The 18546-nt window shown below is 66.4% G+C and carries 11 protein-coding genes; 2 read left to right on the top strand and 9 right to left on the bottom strand.

Going from position 1 to position 18546, the window contains the following annotated elements:
• Positions 1–3: 3 nt before the first annotated feature.
• From KU887_RS07235 to KU887_RS07195, 9 genes are all read right to left on the bottom strand, one after another.
• Complete coding sequence (locus KU887_RS07235) at positions 4–867, bottom strand: DUF805 domain-containing protein (protein WP_258255378.1); 864 nt, start codon at positions 865–867, stop codon at positions 4–6.
• Positions 864–1754, bottom strand: coding sequence for a DUF4123 domain-containing protein (locus KU887_RS07230; protein WP_258255377.1), 891 nt, complete (start codon positions 1752–1754; stop codon positions 864–866). Before KU887_RS07230 ends, KU887_RS07235 begins: the two co-directional genes overlap by 4 nt.
• A gap of 5 nt (positions 1755–1759) precedes the next feature.
• Positions 1760–4564, bottom strand: coding sequence for a type VI secretion system Vgr family protein (locus KU887_RS07225; RefSeq protein ID WP_077056250.1), 2805 nt, complete (start codon positions 4562–4564; stop codon positions 1760–1762).
• 342 nt (positions 4565–4906) lie between these two features.
• Entirely contained in the window at positions 4907–5833 is a 927-nt protein-coding gene (locus KU887_RS07220; protein WP_048989008.1) for a hypothetical protein, read from the bottom strand.
• A complete protein-coding gene (locus KU887_RS07215) occupies positions 5830–9531 on the bottom strand; it encodes a type VI secretion system Vgr family protein (RefSeq protein WP_258255376.1) in 3702 nt (1233 codons plus the stop codon). Before KU887_RS07215 ends, KU887_RS07220 begins: the two co-directional genes overlap by 4 nt.
• Positions 9532–9592: 61 nt before the next feature.
• Positions 9593–11992: a DUF2235 domain-containing protein gene (locus KU887_RS07210; RefSeq protein ID WP_077056248.1), complete on the bottom strand. Its 2400-nt coding sequence runs from the start codon at positions 11990–11992 to the stop codon at positions 9593–9595.
• A complete protein-coding gene (locus tag KU887_RS07205; protein WP_059721286.1) occupies positions 11989–12609 on the bottom strand; it encodes a DUF3304 domain-containing protein in 621 nt (206 codons plus the stop codon). The genes KU887_RS07210 and KU887_RS07205 overlap by 4 nt, the downstream gene beginning before the upstream one ends.
• An 84-nt stretch (positions 12610–12693) precedes the next feature.
• The gene (locus tag KU887_RS07200; protein WP_077056247.1) at positions 12694–13548 is read right to left on the bottom strand and encodes a DUF4123 domain-containing protein; all 855 of its coding nucleotides are present in this window, start codon (positions 13546–13548) and stop codon (positions 12694–12696) included.
• 2 nt (positions 13549–13550) lie between these two features.
• Complete coding sequence (locus KU887_RS07195) at positions 13551–16346, bottom strand: type VI secretion system Vgr family protein (RefSeq protein WP_258255374.1); 2796 nt, start codon at positions 16344–16346, stop codon at positions 13551–13553.
• Positions 16347–16821: 475 nt separating this feature from the next.
• Here KU887_RS07195 and KU887_RS07190 point away from each other — a divergent pair, with 475 nt between their 5' ends.
• Both KU887_RS07190 and KU887_RS07185 read left to right on the top strand, forming a co-directional pair.
• Positions 16822–17085, top strand: a complete 264-nt coding sequence (locus KU887_RS07190; RefSeq protein WP_006497567.1) for a PAAR domain-containing protein — start codon at positions 16822–16824, stop codon at positions 17083–17085.
• A 36-nt stretch (positions 17086–17121) separates the two neighbouring features.
• Positions 17122–18519, top strand: coding sequence for a hypothetical protein (locus KU887_RS07185; RefSeq protein WP_258255373.1), 1398 nt, complete (start codon positions 17122–17124; stop codon positions 18517–18519).
• Positions 18520–18546 lie beyond the last annotated feature (27 nt).

Here is an 18546-nt window from a genome sequence, read left to right as displayed (position 1 = left end):
CACTTACTTCTCCTGCGTCGGCTTGAGTTCAGGCGCGTTCATGTCGTCGACCCACTGCAGCTCGGCCGTGCCGTTCTTGCGGAAATACACACGCAGATAGCGCGACGTCGGCGATTCCGGCTGTGGAATGGTCACGTCGATCGTCTTGCGCTCGGGCTGGATGCCGCGCTGAATGTCGTCCAGCGGCTGCGCAAATTCCCAGAACAGCTTCACCTTCTGTCCCGGCGTTACCTTGCAACCACAGGCAAAGCCGCCGCCGCCGCCGAATGCCTCGCCGTCCTCGCGCGCCGACGGATTGCCGAAGCATCCCGACTTGTGCTCGTTGTCGAGCCAGAATTCGTGGAGCTTGCGCCCGTACTCGTTGTACCCGGTGACGCACACGTTATGCGGCTCCGCCGATACGTCGACACCGTGCTTGCTGCATGCGGCAAGCACGCCAAGCCCGACCAGCGCCACAACGTGCATCCCTGCTCTGAATTTCATCGATACCCTCACAAACTTGCGTCGTTGTTGCCTGCATCCGGCGATGGCGGACCGAAGCGGTTGCGCGCGTCGTCCCCGCGATAGAACCCGTTCATCGCAATGGTGATGAACGCGCCTCCGACCGGGATCGCATGAAGAAGCGTCCCACCATCCGGACTTGCCGATGTCGTGCCAGCGCCGCACCGACACCGCGACGAGCATCCAGATCATCATGATCGCGAATGCCCAGCCGACGACATCGGCGAACGTCGCGATACGTTGCGCTGCAGGCAGGCCGGCGAGCACGTCGAGCACGGAGCCCGCAATCAGCCACGGCACGGTCACGCCCCACCACTCGATGCGCCCGGCCCGGCCGCGGAATGAAAACAGGGCGGCCACGTTCATTGCCGCGTCTCCTGTTTCGTCTCGGCATTCGCGGCATCGATCTCGATCAGGCGATCGAGCAATGCGTCGCACAACGCGTCGTGATCATGCCGATACGCAGCAATGCACTCGGCAACGACGCGCTCGTCGTCGAGCTCCACGTGGCCGACCATCGCCAGTGTCGCGCCGATCCGGTAGGCCAGGCGGTCGTCACCCAATCCCTGCGCATCCAGCACGCCGATCAGACGACGCATGCGCGCGTAAGTATCGAACGGATCCGCGTCGACGGGGATCCGGCCGTTGCGTCGCAATTCGGCGAGCACGGCGTCCGGCCGGCTGCCGCGCCGCAAAGCGTCGAGCTCGCGTGCATCCACGCATGCGTAGAAGATTCGTTCGTGCCGGCGCGGATGTCGCACCGTACCGACGGTGCCATCGCGACGCACCCAGGTCCATGACACGCACGGCGACAACAGCGCCTGATAACGCGACTCGGACAGCGCGCCCGCCAGTGTCTGAAACACCGCCGCGTCGTAGAACCGCAGCAGTCCGTCGCGATCGTCGGGCAGCGTCACGCGCGTTCTGACGCCGAGTTTCGGCACGAGTTCATCGAGCGGATAGACGCTGACCAGCGACAGAAACGCGAACGGCCGCCGCGCGAGCTGCCGTTCGAGCAACGCCGGCACGTGCGGTGCACGATAGTCGCACACCAGCGCACAGACCTCCGGATTGCTCGCCTCGGGCTGGCCAGCGAGCACGTTGTGAACCTGTCCTGCCGCAATCAACTCGCGCCAGGGCGCCGCGTTGATCGGCAACTGCGACGCATCGGCCAACAGGTAGCGATGGGCATCCGGAAACGCTGCATGCTCGTCGGCCGTCGTCGTTTCCCATGTCTGGAGCAGCGCAGTCATCGTCGTCACCCGCGCGTGGCGATCGCTTCGTGGCGATGCGCGAGATCCCGCATGCATTCGACACATGCGGGCTTGTTCATCGACGGCAACTGGACGTTCGCGGATCGCGGGCCAGTCAGCGTGTGCTGGGCCGCATGGAACGTCGCTTTGCCCGGCGCGCCGATCACGATGTCGTTGCCTTCCATCTTCAGGAACGCGTTGGCCGCCGTCAGCAGCAGCCGCTTCGGCGACTGCAGCGCGACACTTGCCTTCGCGCTCGATACAGTCACCGCACGCTGCGCACTGGCGTCGAGCGTGCCGCCGTTCTGCGCCTGCACGGTGACGGCGCCCGTCGCAGCATGAAGCGCGATCCCGGCCGCCGGCACGGGACGGCTGCCGCCCGGGGTGCCGTGCGTGTACAGCGCAATGCCTTCCTTCGCGACGATGCTCGACTTGCCCTGGACCGTGACCTGCACGTCGCGTCCGGCGCTCAGTACGGTTTGCGTGCCCGACGTCCACACGTGGCTTTGCGCCGTCAGCGCGGCGACGCCGGCCGCGCCGTGCGCGACGAGATGCGGATGCTGCCACGCAACCGCACCGCCGCCGGCACCGCTCGCGCCACTGCCTTCGCGCGTTGCGCCGAGCGACACCTGGCTTTGCTGCAGGCCCTCGATCGCCACGAGCGGCGATGTCGTGTCGCCGGCAGGCGCGACACCATCGGGCTGCGCCGTGCTCGCGCCCGGCTCCGCACCCTGCTTGCGCGCGAATTTCGCGAGCCCCTGCAGCATCTCGCGTTGCTGCGCGAGCACCTGGCTCGCTGCACTCGCGTCCATCTGGTTCACGCCGGGCGCCGTGCTGATCAACAAGCCGGCGCCGGCGCGCAGCGCGGCGGCTGCCTGCGTCGACAGTTCGGCGCCGTAGCCGCGATCGGCCAGACGCCGGTTGTCCTGCACCTGATTGATGTGCCCGAGCGTCAGGCCGCTGCCGTGATCGGTCGTATAAAGGCGCGCACTCGACTGCCCAGCCGTATCGTCAAGCATGAATTGTCGCGAGCCCCCCGCGCCGGTCTGACTCGCATTCAGATCCTGCGTCTTGAACCCGGTCAGCACGGCTGCGTGGTCGTTGCCGGCAAACCAGGCCGCCGCATTGGCCGTGCTGCCGCTCGGGCCGCCCGCCAGCGCATTGTGCTGCGCGTCCGCGTTGCCTTGCCCGTTGTACAGCGCGGCGACCGCGACCGGCCGGTCGGGCTGGCCTTCCAGCCATTCGGTCCAGACTTCCTGACCGACGCGCGGCACGCTCACCCCGCCCCAGTTGTCGCCGCCGATCGATGTCACCATGCGCGTCCAGGTGCCCGCGCCACGATCGGCCGGCGCGTTCGCCGCGCGCGGATGTTCGTCGCGACTCGCGGAATTCTGCCCGCGCTGCGCATGATGCTGGATCCGGATCCGGTGATCGCGTTCGGTATGAACCGGATCGCCCGCGCCGACCACGATGCTCGTCTGGGCGCCCGGCATCACCGCGACCGGATGCACGCGTGCGCCATGCCCGCTCGGCGCCAACGGCCGGTAAGCCTGGTCGAACGGCAGCGCGGCGAAGCGGTTCCGGTACACCTCGTCGCCGTCTACCAGCGCGCCGCCGGCGTACGTCGTGGCGTCGAATGCCGCGTGCAGCGCCTGCGCGTCGCCCGGCTCGCCGGGCGCGATATCGAGTCCCGGCGGAATCGCGCCGAGCCGTTGCGCGATCGCGCCGTGCACGTCGGCGCTCACGTTCGCACGCGCGTCGTGCTCGACGCGCAGGCACACGAACGCGCGCGATGGATCGAGCGACGGATGCCGCGACATCGCGAAACGCAGCCCGGGCCGCAAATCGCGACGCGTGCCGCTGCCTTCGGTTTGCAGCGCCGCCACGCGCTGCGCGTCGAGTTGCTGCTGCGCGCGCTGGTCGCCGATCGCGGCGGTCTGGAACGCGTACGGGCCTGCGACATCGCGATCCTCGCCCGGCGCGACCGCACCGCTCGCACGCACGCTGGACGGACGGGTCGACAGGCTTCGGTGATCCCAGCTTGCGCGTGCGACGCTGCCGATGCGCCAGCGGCGCGCATTCATGAATTGCCGAATGCCACCGCGCGGGTCGCCGTCGCTCGTCTGATGGAAACCGATGACTTCGGGTTCAGCCGGGGCGAAACGCTGGTTCGTATCGGCCAGCACGAGCGTGTGTTTTCCCAGGTCAGTCGAGTGCGCGTCGCCCTGGTGTTCGAACCAGTAGAAGATGCCCTCTTCCGCCCACAGTCGTTCGAGAAACGCGAAATCCGATTCGCCGGCCTGTGCGGTCAGGCTGCGGTTCGCATATTTCGCCGGGTCGGCCAGCGCCCAGCGCCATGCCGGCGCGATCGCGCCACGCGCATAGTGCGCAAAGATCTGCTCGCTGATCTCGACCACGCTCGCGTTCACGAAGTTGTAGCTGTCGACGCGCTGATGCAGCAGCGCGAGCCACGGTTCGACGACGAGCCGCACACGCGCGAGCCCGCCGTTGTAGCCGACGCGTTCCGCGGCCGTCACATGGCCGTGGAACGGGCGTCGTGCGTCCTGCCCGTCCGCGACCTGCCATTCGATGAGGACCGACGCGCCGATCAGTTTGTCGAGCGGCAGGTCGGGCCGCTCGGTCAGCGCGGTGAGCTGAAACCGGAAGCCGCCGCGATCGAGCGACTCCCATCCTTGCAGGCTCTCGGCGACAAGCTTGTCCGCACCGAGCGGCGTGGTCAGCCACAGAAACCGGTCGTGCTGCGACCAGCCGCGGAAGAATGCCTGGATGAGATCGGATTGGGTCGACATGATGTTTGGCTCGGGGTTCGCTGGGCGATTTATCAAATCAGTTCTGCCATGTATTTTTCGATGCCCGTATATTTCGCCGCCGGCATGATGTCCATATCCCGAGCGGCTCCGCACACGGGGAAACGTCAATCCGCATCACGCCGCTCCCGCGCCGTTGCTTTGCCCGACTTCGGCATATTGCCGACTCGGGATCGCAAGATTGCTTGTTCAAATGTCCATTCCATCGATGTGCGCCCCGTGCCGCCTTCACCGCCTGAATTCGAGTTCGACCGGCATGCGATTCGAGTCGGAGCGAATCGACAGTGCCCGACGACGATGCGTGTGGCCTGCGTCACGTCAGGGTCACTTTCCCGTCAGTTTCACGTTTTCCAGCCGGTCCATCGGCGTAAAGAACCGCCCGTCCATTTCCTTCGGACGAAGAATGTCGAGGTTCACCGTGCCGACGAAAATATAGTTGCCGGCATCGACGCGCCGCATCGCCGAATGATCGGTAAAGGTCAGCGCAGAGTACGGCACCACGAATTCCACCCGCTCGGGCTGGCCCGGCTTGACGACGATTTCGCGGCGGTAACGGCGGGACGTGTCGCTCAGATATTTGCTGACGAGCCTGACGTCGAATTCCACATTGTCGCTGCCGCCACCGATCTGCACATATTGCAAATCGGGACGCGCCAAATCCGCCGACCAATGATCCGGACCATCGACCGTCACGTCCTGCTTGCCATCGTTCGAGAACGTTACCTCGATCACAAGATGCTCTTGCGCGGGCCGCACCGATAATGTCGGATGCAGATTGATTTCCGGGGTGCCGCGCGCCAGCAAATCATGGGCAAGATCGTAAAGTACCGACAGCTTGTCGTTGAATTGATCGTCGAACTGGTAGTTGTACGTGCCCTCGTAATGGTGGCCGCCCTTGTCAAACGAATAGACGAGCACGGCCCCCTTGTTGATTGCATGGATCTGGGGAATCGCCCTGCTGCTCAACGTCGCCTTCACCAGGTCGACATGCTGGCGATAGGTTCCTGTGAGACTCGCCGTATATTTTCCGATTCCAAAGTAACTCGATGGCGGCATCGGGTCGATATCCCGGCCCCGCGAAAAATACGACACCGTGTGGCCATCGGCCGTGAAGACCATCGACGGCGACGGATTCATCTGCCCCTGTCCACTACGAATCTCGAAATAATCCGGGCGATCTTGCGCAAGCGCCATGTCCAACACTCCGAAAGAAATCATCGACATCACAACAACGAGAAAAAAGCGCTTCATTTCAGCACTTCCCAGTCAATTCCGGTCTTTTCGTTGAACCAGTCACGGAAGCCGTACATGTAGTACTTCGGAATTTCCGGCTTTTGCGTGTACATTCCGCGGCCCATCAAGTTCGTTTCGGTGGTGCGCTGCCAGTTGTCGTCGAGCTGTGCCATCGTCACGTCGACCAGATGTCGCGAGTTGATGTACTTCCCGAACACGGCGCCGCCGTCAACAAAGTACTCATCCGGCCAGCCGAACAAGTGCCCGCTCTCATGCGCGATCGCATTCTGGGTCGATACCGGGACAAACCGTTGCTGCTGCGGGTTCCACTCGACTTGCACTTCCCCCCAATTCTCCGAGTTCGCTCGCGTCACCTTGGGAAAAAGATTGATCTCGGCATGGCATCTCCCGGTTTGAACGAGTTCGACTTCAAGTTTCACCTTGACCTTGCATGTACATGCCTTGCCGAGCGGACACGCCTTCGGCCGCATCGAGTAATTCCCCCGGTTCAGTCCTTCCTCGATGCGCTTCTTGAAGCCCGACACGGCAGCAAGACCACCGGGTCGGTCCACTACCCTGATGATCAAGCCTTGCCGTATGCCATCGCTGTTGTACGGCACCGAAAACGGCTTGCTCGTCGCCGGATCCATATGGACGCGCCCCTGGTTGATCCAGTATTGATCCTTCAGATGAACCTTGATACGGACGGTTGCCGTCAACGTCGCCGTCGCAGGTGCGTAGCCGATATCGTACGTCCCGGTCGATGCCGCATATTGAAGCCAGTTGAGTTGCCCATTCTTCAACTTCGGATTGCCGCTCTCATCCGTCTCATAATAGTCGGCGGACCCCATACTGACGGTATGCTCTTCCTTCTTGATCGCGGGGACGTGAAGGTTGCACGGTCCACTGTGCGCAGCCGCACCTTTTTTCGGCATGCCCTCCAGTTCACTGGACACGGGTGGTGGCGTCGAATAACCGAGAGAGGGACCGGATCCCCTCTCCGCCGCCGTGGGTGCAGCCGCGGAAGGCGCGGGCAGCGGTTGACCGGGCGCACGGGAAAATGCCTGCGCCGCGCCCATGGCACCGCTCGCTGTCGGTAGCGTCGCACCGACGATCGAACTCGCCGCACCCACCAAACTTCCGCCCCCCGCCACCGCCCCTCTCCCCGCCGGACTCGCCGCCAGCGCCTGCACGAGAAAGTCGCACGGATCGCCTTGCGGCAACACCGGCAGCGCCGGCAGCTTCACGCTCGTCGCCCGCGGCCCCGGGAACGGATGCCCGCCCGCCTTCACCGCGAATTGCCCCGGCGTCTCGACGACGATATCGCCACCCTTCAACGTGATCCGGTTCGGCCCCTGCTGCAGCACGATCGCGTCCTGCGCGAGCACGTCGACGCGCTCGTCGGTCGACGTCACGCGCACGGTCTGGTCCGCGAGAATCTCCATCGTCGACGCATGCGCCTCGACGCTCACCGGCCCTTCGCCCGCGATTGCCTTGAGCCCGCCCGCCACGCTGTACAAGCTCATCGCATCGCCCGTCGCCGCGGCCACGGTGGCACCGGCGCCCACATGCGCATCGCCTTGCGACGTCAGATGAACGTGCTGCGCCGCATACGACACCGCACTCTCCGGCGTCGTCACCACGATGTTCTCCGGCGACTCCATCAGCACCACGGGCGTCGCGAATCGCTCGACGGGATCGCCGCCGTCGCGCTGCGTCCCGGTCGGCTTGGTCGCGCTCTGACCACCCACGCTGCCCGCATACTTGCCGTCCTGCGCAGGATCGATCGCCTTGAGGAAATCAGTCTGCGCCTTGTTCGCGCTCAGGCCGGCCGCCTGCGCACCGGTCGCCGCCGTGTCGAGTTCCTGCGCCGTTTTCGCCGCGTCCTTCAATTGCTCCACGCGCTCGGCGACATCCATCTGCGTCGACGCGCCGAGCCGGCGCGCGGTACTCGACATCAGCACGCCCGCGCCGGCCCGCACGACACCCCATCCCTGCGTCGCCAGTTCGAAGCCTTCACCGCGATAGGCGCCGCGCATCGTCCCCTGCTGGTCGATCAGATAGCCCTGCGCGAGGCGCGTGTCGGCAGTCGAATTGCTCAGCTCGTGACGCAGTTGTCCGGCCGCATCGTCCATCACCCAGCGACTGCCGGGTTGCCCATCGAGGGTTTGCGTCTGCAGGCCCGTCAGTGTTCCTGAATGATTCGCGTCGCTGCCTTCGCCCGCGGAGAACGGCGGACGCACACGCCCGCCGTACACCTGGCCGAGCACGACCGGCGCATCGATGTTGCCCGACTCGAAGCCGACCACCACTTCCGCCCCCACGCGCGGTACAAACGCATGACCGAAATTCGGCCCGGCCGCCTGTTCGGCGACGCGAACCAGAATGCCCGAACGGTGATCGCCCGGCGCGTGGCCGGTCGGATTGGACCGGCTTGCCGTATCCGTCAACCCGCCCGGCAGCGGCGCGACACCGCGCATCCACGGAAACTGGATGCGGACCTGGTGATCGCGCGTGCTGCTGACGCGCCCACCCGGCTCGCTGACGACGATCGCAGTCTGCACCCCGTACACCGTCGGCCGGTCGCGGAACGGCGGCACGATCGGCGTGCCCTCCGGCACCGCGACGAAGCGGTTGCGATACAGCCCCTTGTCGAGCTCGCCGCGTCCGAACAGCTGGCCGATCTGCGCGCCGAGGTTGTTGACGGCTTCGTGCTCGATCGACAGCGGTACGAATCGCACGGTGCCGCCCAGATAGTCGTTCAGCGTATGGACCTTGCCGGTCTCGAGCGTGCGCGACGACCCGCCGCCACGGTAGACCCGTTTCGCGAGCTGCAGCGCGTCGAGACGCTGTTCGGCGTAACGCTGCGCATCGCCGCTCGTGTCGAAGCGGCCTGCGCGCTGGCCGTCGTAGATCTCCCGCACCGGCAGCAACGGCGCGTCGGCATCGGCGGGCTGTTGCGCATGGCCGGCAAGCGCATGAAGTTCGCTGGCTTTCCAGCTCGTCGCCACCACGCGATCCGGCACCAGCTGACGCCGATCGGAGAATTGCGTCATCACGCCGTCCGGGTCGCCGACGTCCTGCGCATTGAATGCGATGGCGCTGCCGTCGGGCAGCCGCGCATGGCGGTCGAACACAACGACGGTATGGTCGCCCGACGGCGCCTTCCCCGCGTCCTGTCCGTGCTCGATGCGAAACGACAACCCGGCCTCGGACAACTGCCGCGACACGAAATCGAGATCGGTTTCGCGATACTGGCCGCGCAAGCGAAACGATCGCAGCGGCTCGACGAGTTCATAGCGCCAGTGCGCTTCCGGATAGTCGCCGAACACACGCTCGCAGATCCCCTCGGCATCGAGGTCGACGAAATAGAGGCAATTGCGGCGCAGCTTCAGCAGCGCGAGCCACGATTCCATCGTGAGCCGATAGCGCGTGAACTCGCCGTCGCTCTCCGCATAAGCGGCATGCGTGACGTAGCCGTTCCAGCATCGTTCGCCCGCCGCCGTCGCGAGACGCAGCCGCACGGCGCTGCCGATCAGCGGCGCGAGATCGAGAAACGGCTCGCTCGACAGCACGTCGATTTCGAACCGGAACGATTCGCTGATCCCTTCACGACCGTGAAAGCGCTCTACGACGAATGCGTCCGGCATCGCGGTATCGATCTGGATATGACGGGTCGCTTGCCCGTACCCCGTTAATGCGGCAACTAGATCCATGTCGTTTCTCGGCAATCGCGCGCGAATGCGTGTCGCGCCGGCTGGTTCGTATCCAATCGGTTCATCGGAACAGCTTGCTCATGTCGACGTTGCGCTGCATCTGCTGACGCATCGCCTCCATGTCTTCCTGCACGCTCGGCACATGGGGCGCGTCCCAGCGCACGCCGTTCACGTAGACGGTGCGCCAGCGCAGGTAGCCCCAGACGAACGAAAACTCGCGCCCCGAATCCTGCAGCGCGAGACCACCGGTGACTTTCGGGTCGGTCAGCACGGCGCTGTCGGTCGGCGCGGTGGCATCCCGGGCCGCGCGGGCTTTCTGTGCAGCCTGCTGCGCGGCGTCGTAACGTTTCAGGATGCCGGCCTGCTGCGCGGTCAGCGGCGAACGCGGTTCGGGCTCCGGCGCGACGTTGGCGGCCGGCCCGAGCCCGAGCGCACCCGCCCCCATCATCTGCATGATCTGCGACGGTCCCGGCACGCCAAGTTGCTGGCGCTTCTTCCACTCGGCGTGCTTGCGCTCGAACTCGGCCTGGCGCGTTTTCAGCGCTTTGATCTGGTTGTGGTTCCACACGTCGTCGTCGTCGCCCAGCGGCTTGAACCATGCGCGCGAGTCATGCATGAAGTTGTCGTACAGCGCGCTGATCGGCGCTTCCGGCGGCCCCATGTTCCAGTCGCCGCGCACCTCGAGCCACTGCTTCCATTTCTCTTCGAGCTGCAGCTGGAAGAAATCCTCGGCGCGCTTGGCGCTCGCGCGCACGAGCGGGCCCACGAACGGAATCGCGGACTGCAGGCCCGCGGCGATCGGCAGGACGGCCGGCGAAATGACGGCCGCCGCCTTCGGGTTCTGGGTGATCTTCCGGCTGACCGTGTTGCCCGCGTACCGGCTCACGGTCGGTCCGCCTTCTTTCTCGCATTCGAGCAGGTCGCGCCATTCGAGCCGCAGTTCCTCGTTCGCGCTGTCGAGATCGACGGCATCCTGCGGATAGGCAGCCTTGGCGGCGAGAAACGACGGTTGCGAACGCAAATTGTCGAGCCGCATCTTGCGCCAGCGCAGGTAAAGCCCGTAGTGCGCGCGCATCAGGCCCGGCGTGCCGTGCTCCTTCGCGTAGTAATAGTCGGCGCTCGTGCTCACATAGGCGGAAAAGGCGCGCTTGAGCACGGGAGAAATCGCGAATGCCGCCGCGGCTTCGGCAGCGACACCGGGCCCCTTGATATCGAGTGGAACACCGGCCTTGCGCGCTTCGCGATACATGTCGAGCAGCGGCACCTGCGACAGCTTGTCCGCGTCGCCGGTGCCGCGCCCCTGCTCGCCTGGCCCGTAACCGCCGCCGACATCCGAATGCACGCCCGGATAGACGATTTCTTCGTGCCCGTCCCGCGACGCATCGATCAGGTCGAGCGGGAACGATCCGCGCGGCTCGTGGGCGGCGACCATATGGACGCAGCGGCGCACGTAGCGCGGCACGCCCATCAGTTCCTTGCGCCCCCAGCCGCCGTGCCCGTCGAACAGCGTCGCGGCCGTGCTTTGCGCGATGCCGACCGACGCGACCGTATCGAAGATGCCGAGAAAGTCGTACGACACGGGCACGCCGCACAGGCTGAAATCGGGGTCCAACGCATCGGCCAGCCAGTTCGAGAACGTGCGGGCCTCGGCCGCCCCGCGCGAAAAACCGAACACGTACAGCCGAATGCGCTGCAGTTTCGGCTTGCCCTTCACCAGCAGATCACCGACGCGCGCCTTCAGCTGCGCGCACCGGGCCCGCAATGCGACGCGGCGTTTCTCGTCCCATGCGCGCATCGTCGCGGTCCAGTTCGCCGTATCGACTTCGCCTTTGAGCTGCGCCCAGATCGTGTCGCGATCCCAGGTCAGTTCGATCCCGTTCTGCTCGGCGGCCATCAGCTTGAGCGCACCGACGCTCGAACTGCCGCGCGCGTTGATGTCGCCGAGACTGCCCGGCTTGGGCGGAGTGCCGCCGAGATCGATGCCCTTGAAATTCAGGTCGACGCTGACGGCCTTCGCGAGTTCCTTGTCGCTCTTGCCGAGCGCCGCGGACAGCGAATTGCCGAACGCGTGCGCATGCACGACGTTGTGGATCTGCAGCAGCGCCCAGTTGATGCGCCCCTCGCCGGCCCATCCCGTCGCCGCGCCGGCCGCGGCCTGCAGTCCGACGCCCTGGTCGCCGATCTCGTCGACGAACGGCGTGCCGACGCCGGCCACGTAAATGGCACTGTGATACTTGTCGCGCGGAAACACGTCGAACAGCCGCGCGACGTTGCTGTGCTTGCCGCCCGTGCGATCGCGATCGGCGTTGTTGCGCGTGCCGTCGAAGAAGATGCCGACATGCAGCGTCTTGCAGCAACTCATCCCGTCGTCGTCGTGCAGCCGACGCATGATCGCGTCCTGCTCCTCCCGGGTGACGACGCCGACGTCAGGCCGGTCGGCGCTCGCGAAGCGGAAACTCATTGCATGATCCTCTTGTCGGGATTCGGGCACTGCGGGTCGCTGTTGCGCAACGTGAAGTTCCCCGGGCACGCTTCATCGGGCGCCTGGAGATTTTCGGGGAAGCCCCGGTAGCCGGGCATCCACTGAGACGCATAGACCTTGATTCGATCGTGCGGAAAGAACAGGACCCACAGGAAGCCATCCGAGAATGTGTCGTAGCGCTCAACCGGTACGACCCTGCTCGCAAGCGCCTTCGGATCCTTCCTGTACAGGTTGTCGTCCCGCCACTGCAGGTTGACGGTCAGTCCCGGATGCCATTGTTTCGGCAACGCGACGCAGCAGATGATCGCGCCGCCGCCGCTGCCGATGCGCGCCGGCACCGTCCCGCCCCAGGTGCCATCGACGTAGAACGCGCCGATCGGAACGTCGGTGTAGTTGAGGGCATTCAGCTTCAGCCCCATCGTGCCGGATGCGGCCGCCGCACCTGCGCCGCTCGACGCGCCGCTCGACGCCCCGGCCGCAGTCGACGCGGCAGGCGACATGTCGGTCGCACGCGAGCATCCGGCCGTCCCGAGCAGGATGGCCATGAACATCAGCAGCCGAGCGGCAAACGTCGTGGAACCGGCATTCAAACTCATCTTTTCATCCTCTTGTCCGACGCCGTGCGGCGTGGATCGCTATCAACCACGTGCGCTGTCGCATGCACGCAAACCCGTGTCGCTCTATGCGGACGACGTCGCCGGCGCGAGCTCCGTCACCAGATACCCGGCTGCCACGAGCGCATCGAGCGCGGCTCGCGACGCCGCCGCAGGGGGACCGTCGTGCCGCGCCCACGCCGCACTCACACACGCATGGGCTTGCGACGGCGTGGCCACCAGACGGCCGAAACTCTCCGGACGCTGGCGAACATGAAAAATCAGCGTGTCGATCTTCGCAGCCTGTCGAAGCCATTCGATCTGTTCGTCGTCGAGCACGTAGGGCTCGCCGCTGCGCCCGGCGTCCGCTTCATCGCCGGCCGCCTCGTCCACGGTGTCGAAATCGAGCGGGACGAGCGCGCCGGTGCGATCGAACACATGCCACGCGTCGATGCCATTCGTGAAGCGGCGGCGCTGTGCGGGCGTCAGCGCCGCGAGCCACGCGGGCAGGCAACGCGTATCGGCGAGACGCACCAGAAATGCTTCGCCGTCGGATGCCGCACTCGCCTCCATCTGTCCGCGCAGATGCGCGGCGAGCGCGGCCGTATCGCGCGCGCCATGCAGCAGGCTCACCATCGGTCGTCCGGACGTCTCGCGCAGCACGGTCTCCAGCATCGCCCGGCGCGCCGCCGCGTCCGCCGGCAGCGGTACGAGGCACGGCGAAATCGCCAGCAAGTCGTCGCCGTCGTACACCCCTTCGTACAACACGACGGCATCGTTGCGCTCGACCGCGGGCATTCGGTCACGCATCGCCGGCGCGAAACTCATGTCGAGCAGCAGGTGCCAACGGCCGTCGGCCGGCACGCGCTCGAAGAGCGCATTCAGCCGGTCCGGCGTGTCGTCGGGATAGCGGTCGATCCAGTCGGTCGTTTCGATCGTCATGCTCAGATCGCCTTGCCCGCGAGTGCGCTGCCCGACTGCATCGCGTGCAGCAGGCATTCGACACAGACCTTTTCGGGAAACTGCGGCAACGGCGTATTCAGTTGAGCGGGCCCCACGAATGCATGCTGCGCGGCATATACGACGAATTTGCCCGGGCAACCGAACGTGACGTCGCCACCTTCGATCGTCACGTGCGCCCCTCCGCTCACCGCGAGATGCACGGTCTTCTTCGCGGCGATCTCGACGTCCGCGCTCGCGGACGCGAGCGTCAGATCGTCGCGCGCGTGCAGGCCCAGCACATCGCGCTGCGCCTGCAGCGTCAGTCCGTCCTTGCCGGCGATCATGCCGATGCCGACACGCTCCGCATGGCTCGCGCCGGCCAGCCAGCCGATGCCTTGCCCGCTGTGAATGCGCAGCTGCTGCGCAGCGGCGAGATTGAAGTCGCCACCGCTGCCGAGCGACAGCGTTTCGCCGGCCGCCCATTGCAGGGCCTGGCCGGCAACCAGCCCGTGCCCGCCCCGTGCCTCGATGCCGAGCACGGGGTCGCCCGTGTGCGGCAGTGCGTTGCCGGTCGACCGCTGGGCGGCGTCGGCCGACGCCTGCGTGTAGCCGTTCGCGCCGATCGTCGTCGCGAAGCTCTGCGCAAGCGCATCCAGCGGCGCGGCGCTGCCGTTCAACGACGACTGGCCCGCCTGCTCCACGCCGCGCTGTGCGGCGAACGGCAGCGTCCCGTGCGTATCGGCCGTCTGGTCGAATCGCCGAACCAATGCGGTGTGCCGCGCGAGCAGCGCCTGCAGCGCGGACGCATCGCCCGCCGGCTGGGCGGCGCCGGCAGGCGCGTAGCTCGACACCAGCAGGCCGCGCGTCGCACGCATTGCACCGTACGCATCCGAGCGCAATTCGACGCCCTGGCCACGAAAACTGCCGAGATAGTTGTCCGCCTGATGGCGCAGATGACCGAGGTTCAGTTGCGTGGCCGCGTGCGTGGTCGCCATCTGCAGGCGTCCCATGCCGTCCGAATCATCGGCGACGAGCTGGTTGTGGCCATGCCCGTCGAAACCCTGGCTCTTGAAGCCCGACAGCGCGCCGGCGTGATTGTGACGATCGGTGCCGCCGCCGGCGCCATGCCACGCGGGGCTCAGCCCGCTTGCCAGATTGCCCTGCGCACTCGGCGCATGATCGCCCGCCTGCGTGTAGATCGACGCGTCGAGCGGCTTGCCGGCCGCCCCGCCCGGCGAAGGCGACTCGCCGCCTTCGCCGCGGCCATTGAACAGGCCGCCGAGCACGATCGGCCGGTGGATCAGCCCATGGTGAAACTGCACGAGGACTTCATGACCGATGCGCGGCAGCTGCTGAAGGCCGTGCCCGTCGCTCGCGAGCCGTTGTATGGCGCGCGTCGGATACGTACCCGCATCGTCTTGCGCCTGCCAGTGGAAACGAACGCGCAACCGCCCCTGCGCATCGGCGTGCACGGGCCCCGTCGAACCGGGCCGCGCGTCGCCTGCCGGCCCGACGACGATCGCCGTCTGCGCACCCAGCGCCGTCGGAACCGGATTGAGTCGCTGCCCGGTTCCGTCGGCCAGCGTGGGCCGCCAGACCTGCGTTCGCGGCACCGCATCGAACCGGTTTGCATAACCGCCGATCTTCGCTTGCCGGACCACGCGCGGATCGAGCGCCGCCGCCGGCAACGGCCCGAGTTGCCGTTCGATGGCCTCCATCACGGTCGCCGGCAGATTGTTGATCCCGACGTGCTCGACGCGCGTCAGCAGAAAATCCTCGGGCGCCGCGGCGCCGCGCACGGGCTGCCAGCCGGCATCGACGAGTTTCAGCGCGCGTCCTGCGCGCGCCGTGCGCAGCGTGCCGTAGCCGGTCCAGAAACTGGCGCGCGACACGATCGCATCGGCCTGGCGCCTTACCGTATCTTCCGCTTCGCGCAAGCTGTCGAACGCCTCCGGCCCGACGTCGTCGTAGAGTTCGCGCGCGCCCGCCGGCCGGCCGAGCGTCGTACTCGCGGTAGTCGCCCGGTTCACGCGATAATCGCTGCTGATCAGTGTGATGCGATCGGCCGTCAGCGACAGCGACTGCCCGATCCCGAGGATCACGTCGTCGGCGCCGGTCGCCGTCCCGCTCGAGCGGCGCGGCACCCCGCCGCGTCGCGCGGACGTATCGTCCTCGGCCAGTTGCGCGCTGTCGTCGAAGACCAGCATCGTATGCCCGGCAGGCGCGTCCTCGTCTTCGACGAAGCAGAACCCGAGGCCAGCCTCGGCCAGCAGATGCTGCACGAATTCGTAGTGCGTATGGGTTCGGTACTGCACGCGATACGCAGTAGGGCCCAGCGCATCGAGCCGCCGGCCAGCATCCGGCGTGAGGCGCCACCGCGCGATCCCGGCGTACGGCGCGAACACCGTGTCGAGCACGTCGGCAAGCGTCTGGTTCACAAAGGTTCGCTCGTCGCGCGCATGCGCGAGTGCGGCGAGCCACGGCACGATCCGGAGATGGTAGCGAGCGAGGCCTGCGTCGTAGCCCCTGCACTCGGCCTCGGCGACGAGACCGCTGCGCAGCGTCGTCGTGCCGTTCGCGAGCGTGGTGCGAATCGCGACACGCTGCCCGAGCATCGCGTCGAGATCCAGTGCAGGATCCGTCGACAGTGCATCGACGTTCCATTCAAAGAGATCGGAGAGCGATTCGCGGCCGGTCCAGCGCTCGATTTGAAATGCCGCAAGCGCGCCCGATCCGTCCAGCGAATACAGGCGATTGAATGCGCCAAAAAGAGACGCAAATTCCGTGATGACGCTCATGCGATCCCGCTCTCTCAGGATTTGACGTTTTTAAATAGATATTGCTGCGACGAACACGGGATGATGCACGACTGCCGGCATCGCGCGATCGACATGCCGATCCGGCGGGAAATGCGCGGGCTCCCCCGCAACACCGCCCGCTGTCTGGCTGTACGCACGCCAATCGGATCAGGTGATGCGACCCCTATTGAAGCTTACTATTTTAGATTACGTCGCGGGGCTTCGCCATAAGCAAACGGACCCGGATTTAAAAATGCCGACCTTGACGTGCGGCCATCACGCACGATAATGACGGCCTTCGGCTCGAAAGCTACATTACGGCTCAATCGAAACAGGCAACTATTGCCGAAAGGTAATAAATACCCGATTCAGCCAAAATCGATTCGAAAAACGTTGCCGATGACGCGCGCCCTCCCGCACCGGCCGGCGAAGCCGCGCTGCATCGTCGATGATTCCAGCCAGGAGGCCTATCCGGATGACCCAACCCTTCATCGTCCTCGGGGACAAGCACAGCCATGGCGGCACCGTGACAAGCGCGTCCACGCTGTCGTCGGTCGATGGCCGCGGCATCGCGCGCCGCAACGACACGGTGACGTGTCCGATCCATGGCCCGAATTACATCGTCGACGGCGACGACACAATGATCGTGCAGGGCGAAGGCGTCGCGCGCGACGGCTACAAGACGGCCTGCGGCGCCGTACTGGTCGCGAGCCGGACGGCGGGCAGCGACGGCAACTGATACACGACGCCGCAAGTCATGGGGGAATCGACGGAAATGATCACGCGATTGCGCAAGACGGCATTCGTCGCCGCGCTGTTCGTCGCGGTGTGGATCGCCGTGTTCGTCTGGTGGAAAACGACCCGGCATGTCCCCACCGCCAGGGAGTTGCTGCTGTGCGGGCTCGTGCTGCCGGCGGCCCTCGCCGTCTGCGCGGCATGGCTGCGCCGGGCGCTCGGCCCGCATCCGGCGCTCGCGGCCGTCGCACCGCCGAGTTCGTCCGCATCGACGGACGCCGCTGCCACGCAAGATCCGACGTCGCACACGTGGTCGGCCCTGCTGCTCGACAGCAGCGTGAGGCTGCCGACGGGGGCGACGACCGCAGACATCGATGCGGCGGCCCGGGAAGAGCGTTCCGTCGCGCTTCATCCCGAACTGCAACGCCCGGACGGAACCGGCGTATTCGCAAGCACGGTCGACTCGGTGTCGCTCGACCGGCTCGATACCAGCCTGCTTGCGCCCGACGCGCGGGAAACGCTGCAGGACGAGCATTGGCGCGGGCTGCTGCTGGCCGCCGATGCACTCGACGAATTGCGCGAGCGTCATGCCGTGTTGTCCGGCGCGGCCGCCGACGCGCCGCCGCTCAGGCTCCATCTGCTGATGCCGGACCGCTGGCGACCGGTCGCCGCCACGCTCGCCGCATGGCTCGATGCGCACGCGGCGCGGGAAGCCGTCGCACCGGGCATCGTCCGTGCGCAATTGCGCACGGTCGCCGATCCCGTACACGCATGGGCGGTCGTCGACGAACTGATCCAGGCGTTGCACCTGCAACCGTCCGGCGAACTGCACGTCGTCCTGGCGTTCGATTCCACCGCCAGTCAGGACGCAGTCGACGCGCTGGATCGCGCAGGCCGGCTCTACGGTCGCGATCGGCCGAACGGCATGATGCCCGGTGAAGGCGCATGTGCATTGCTGCTCGGCCATCCCGACACACCGCATGCGATGTCCGTCCCGTCGATCCACCGGCTCGCGGCCGCGCGCCGCGCGATTTCCGCCGATCACGGCAAGGCCGAAGCGACGACACTCGAACAGTTGCTGGCGGCGACGCGTACGCGCTTGTCGACGTTACGTCCCGACCTGTCGGCACCCGGATTCGTCACCGACGCCGATCAACGCAGCAGTCGCCGCACCGAAGTCGTGACGGTCAGCGAGCAGATCTGGGGCGATGATGCCGCCGAGCGCAGCCGCCACCTCGGGCTCGCCAACGGGGCGGGCGGCGCGGCGCTCGCGCTCGCTGCACTGGCCGTCGCCGCCGATCACGCGACAGAGGAAGGGCAAGCGGTATTGGCGGCATCGGTCAGCGACCCGCTCGCACGTGGCGTGATGCTCGTCACGCCGGCGATGACGGTCGACACCACGGCATCGGTGCCGCAATCCGGAACGGTCGCGGCGTGACATGACGCGCCGGTCAGCGCGGCGCGT

This window comes from Burkholderia sp. EMB26 (genome assembly GCF_024730645.1).
Classification (GTDB): domain Bacteria; phylum Pseudomonadota; class Gammaproteobacteria; order Burkholderiales; family Burkholderiaceae; genus Burkholderia; species Burkholderia cenocepacia.
Note: the sequence above shows the minus strand (reverse complement) of the source record. Positions and strands in the feature narration are given on the sequence as shown.

Bases quoted from the DNA above. Each gene is read 5' to 3' on its own strand.
- KU887_RS07235 (WP_258255378.1), bottom strand. From the start codon at position 867: ATGAACGTGGCCGCCCTGTTTTCATTCCGCGGCCGGGCCGGGCGCATC.
- KU887_RS07230 (WP_258255377.1), bottom strand. From the start codon at position 1,754: ATGACTGCGCTGCTCCAGACATGGGAAACGACGACGGCCGACGAGCAT.
- KU887_RS07225 (WP_077056250.1), bottom strand. From the start codon at position 4,564: ATGTCGACCCAATCCGATCTCATCCAGGCATTCTTCCGCGGCTGGTCG.
- KU887_RS07220 (WP_048989008.1), bottom strand. From the start codon at position 5,833: ATGAAGCGCTTTTTTCTCGTTGTTGTGATGTCGATGATTTCTTTCGGA.
- KU887_RS07215 (WP_258255376.1), bottom strand. From the start codon at position 9,531: ATGGATCTAGTTGCCGCATTAACGGGGTACGGGCAAGCGACCCGTCAT.
- KU887_RS07210 (WP_077056248.1), bottom strand. From the start codon at position 11,992: ATGAGTTTCCGCTTCGCGAGCGCCGACCGGCCTGACGTCGGCGTCGTC.
- KU887_RS07205 (WP_059721286.1), bottom strand. From the start codon at position 12,609: ATGAGTTTGAATGCCGGTTCCACGACGTTTGCCGCTCGGCTGCTGATG.
- KU887_RS07200 (WP_077056247.1), bottom strand. From the start codon at position 13,548: ATGACGATCGAAACGACCGACTGGATCGACCGCTATCCCGACGACACG.
- KU887_RS07195 (WP_258255374.1), bottom strand. From the start codon at position 16,346: ATGAGCGTCATCACGGAATTTGCGTCTCTTTTTGGCGCATTCAATCGC.
- KU887_RS07190 (WP_006497567.1), top strand. From the start codon at position 16,822: ATGACCCAACCCTTCATCGTCCTCGGGGACAAGCACAGCCATGGCGGC.
- KU887_RS07185 (WP_258255373.1), top strand. From the start codon at position 17,122: ATGATCACGCGATTGCGCAAGACGGCATTCGTCGCCGCGCTGTTCGTC.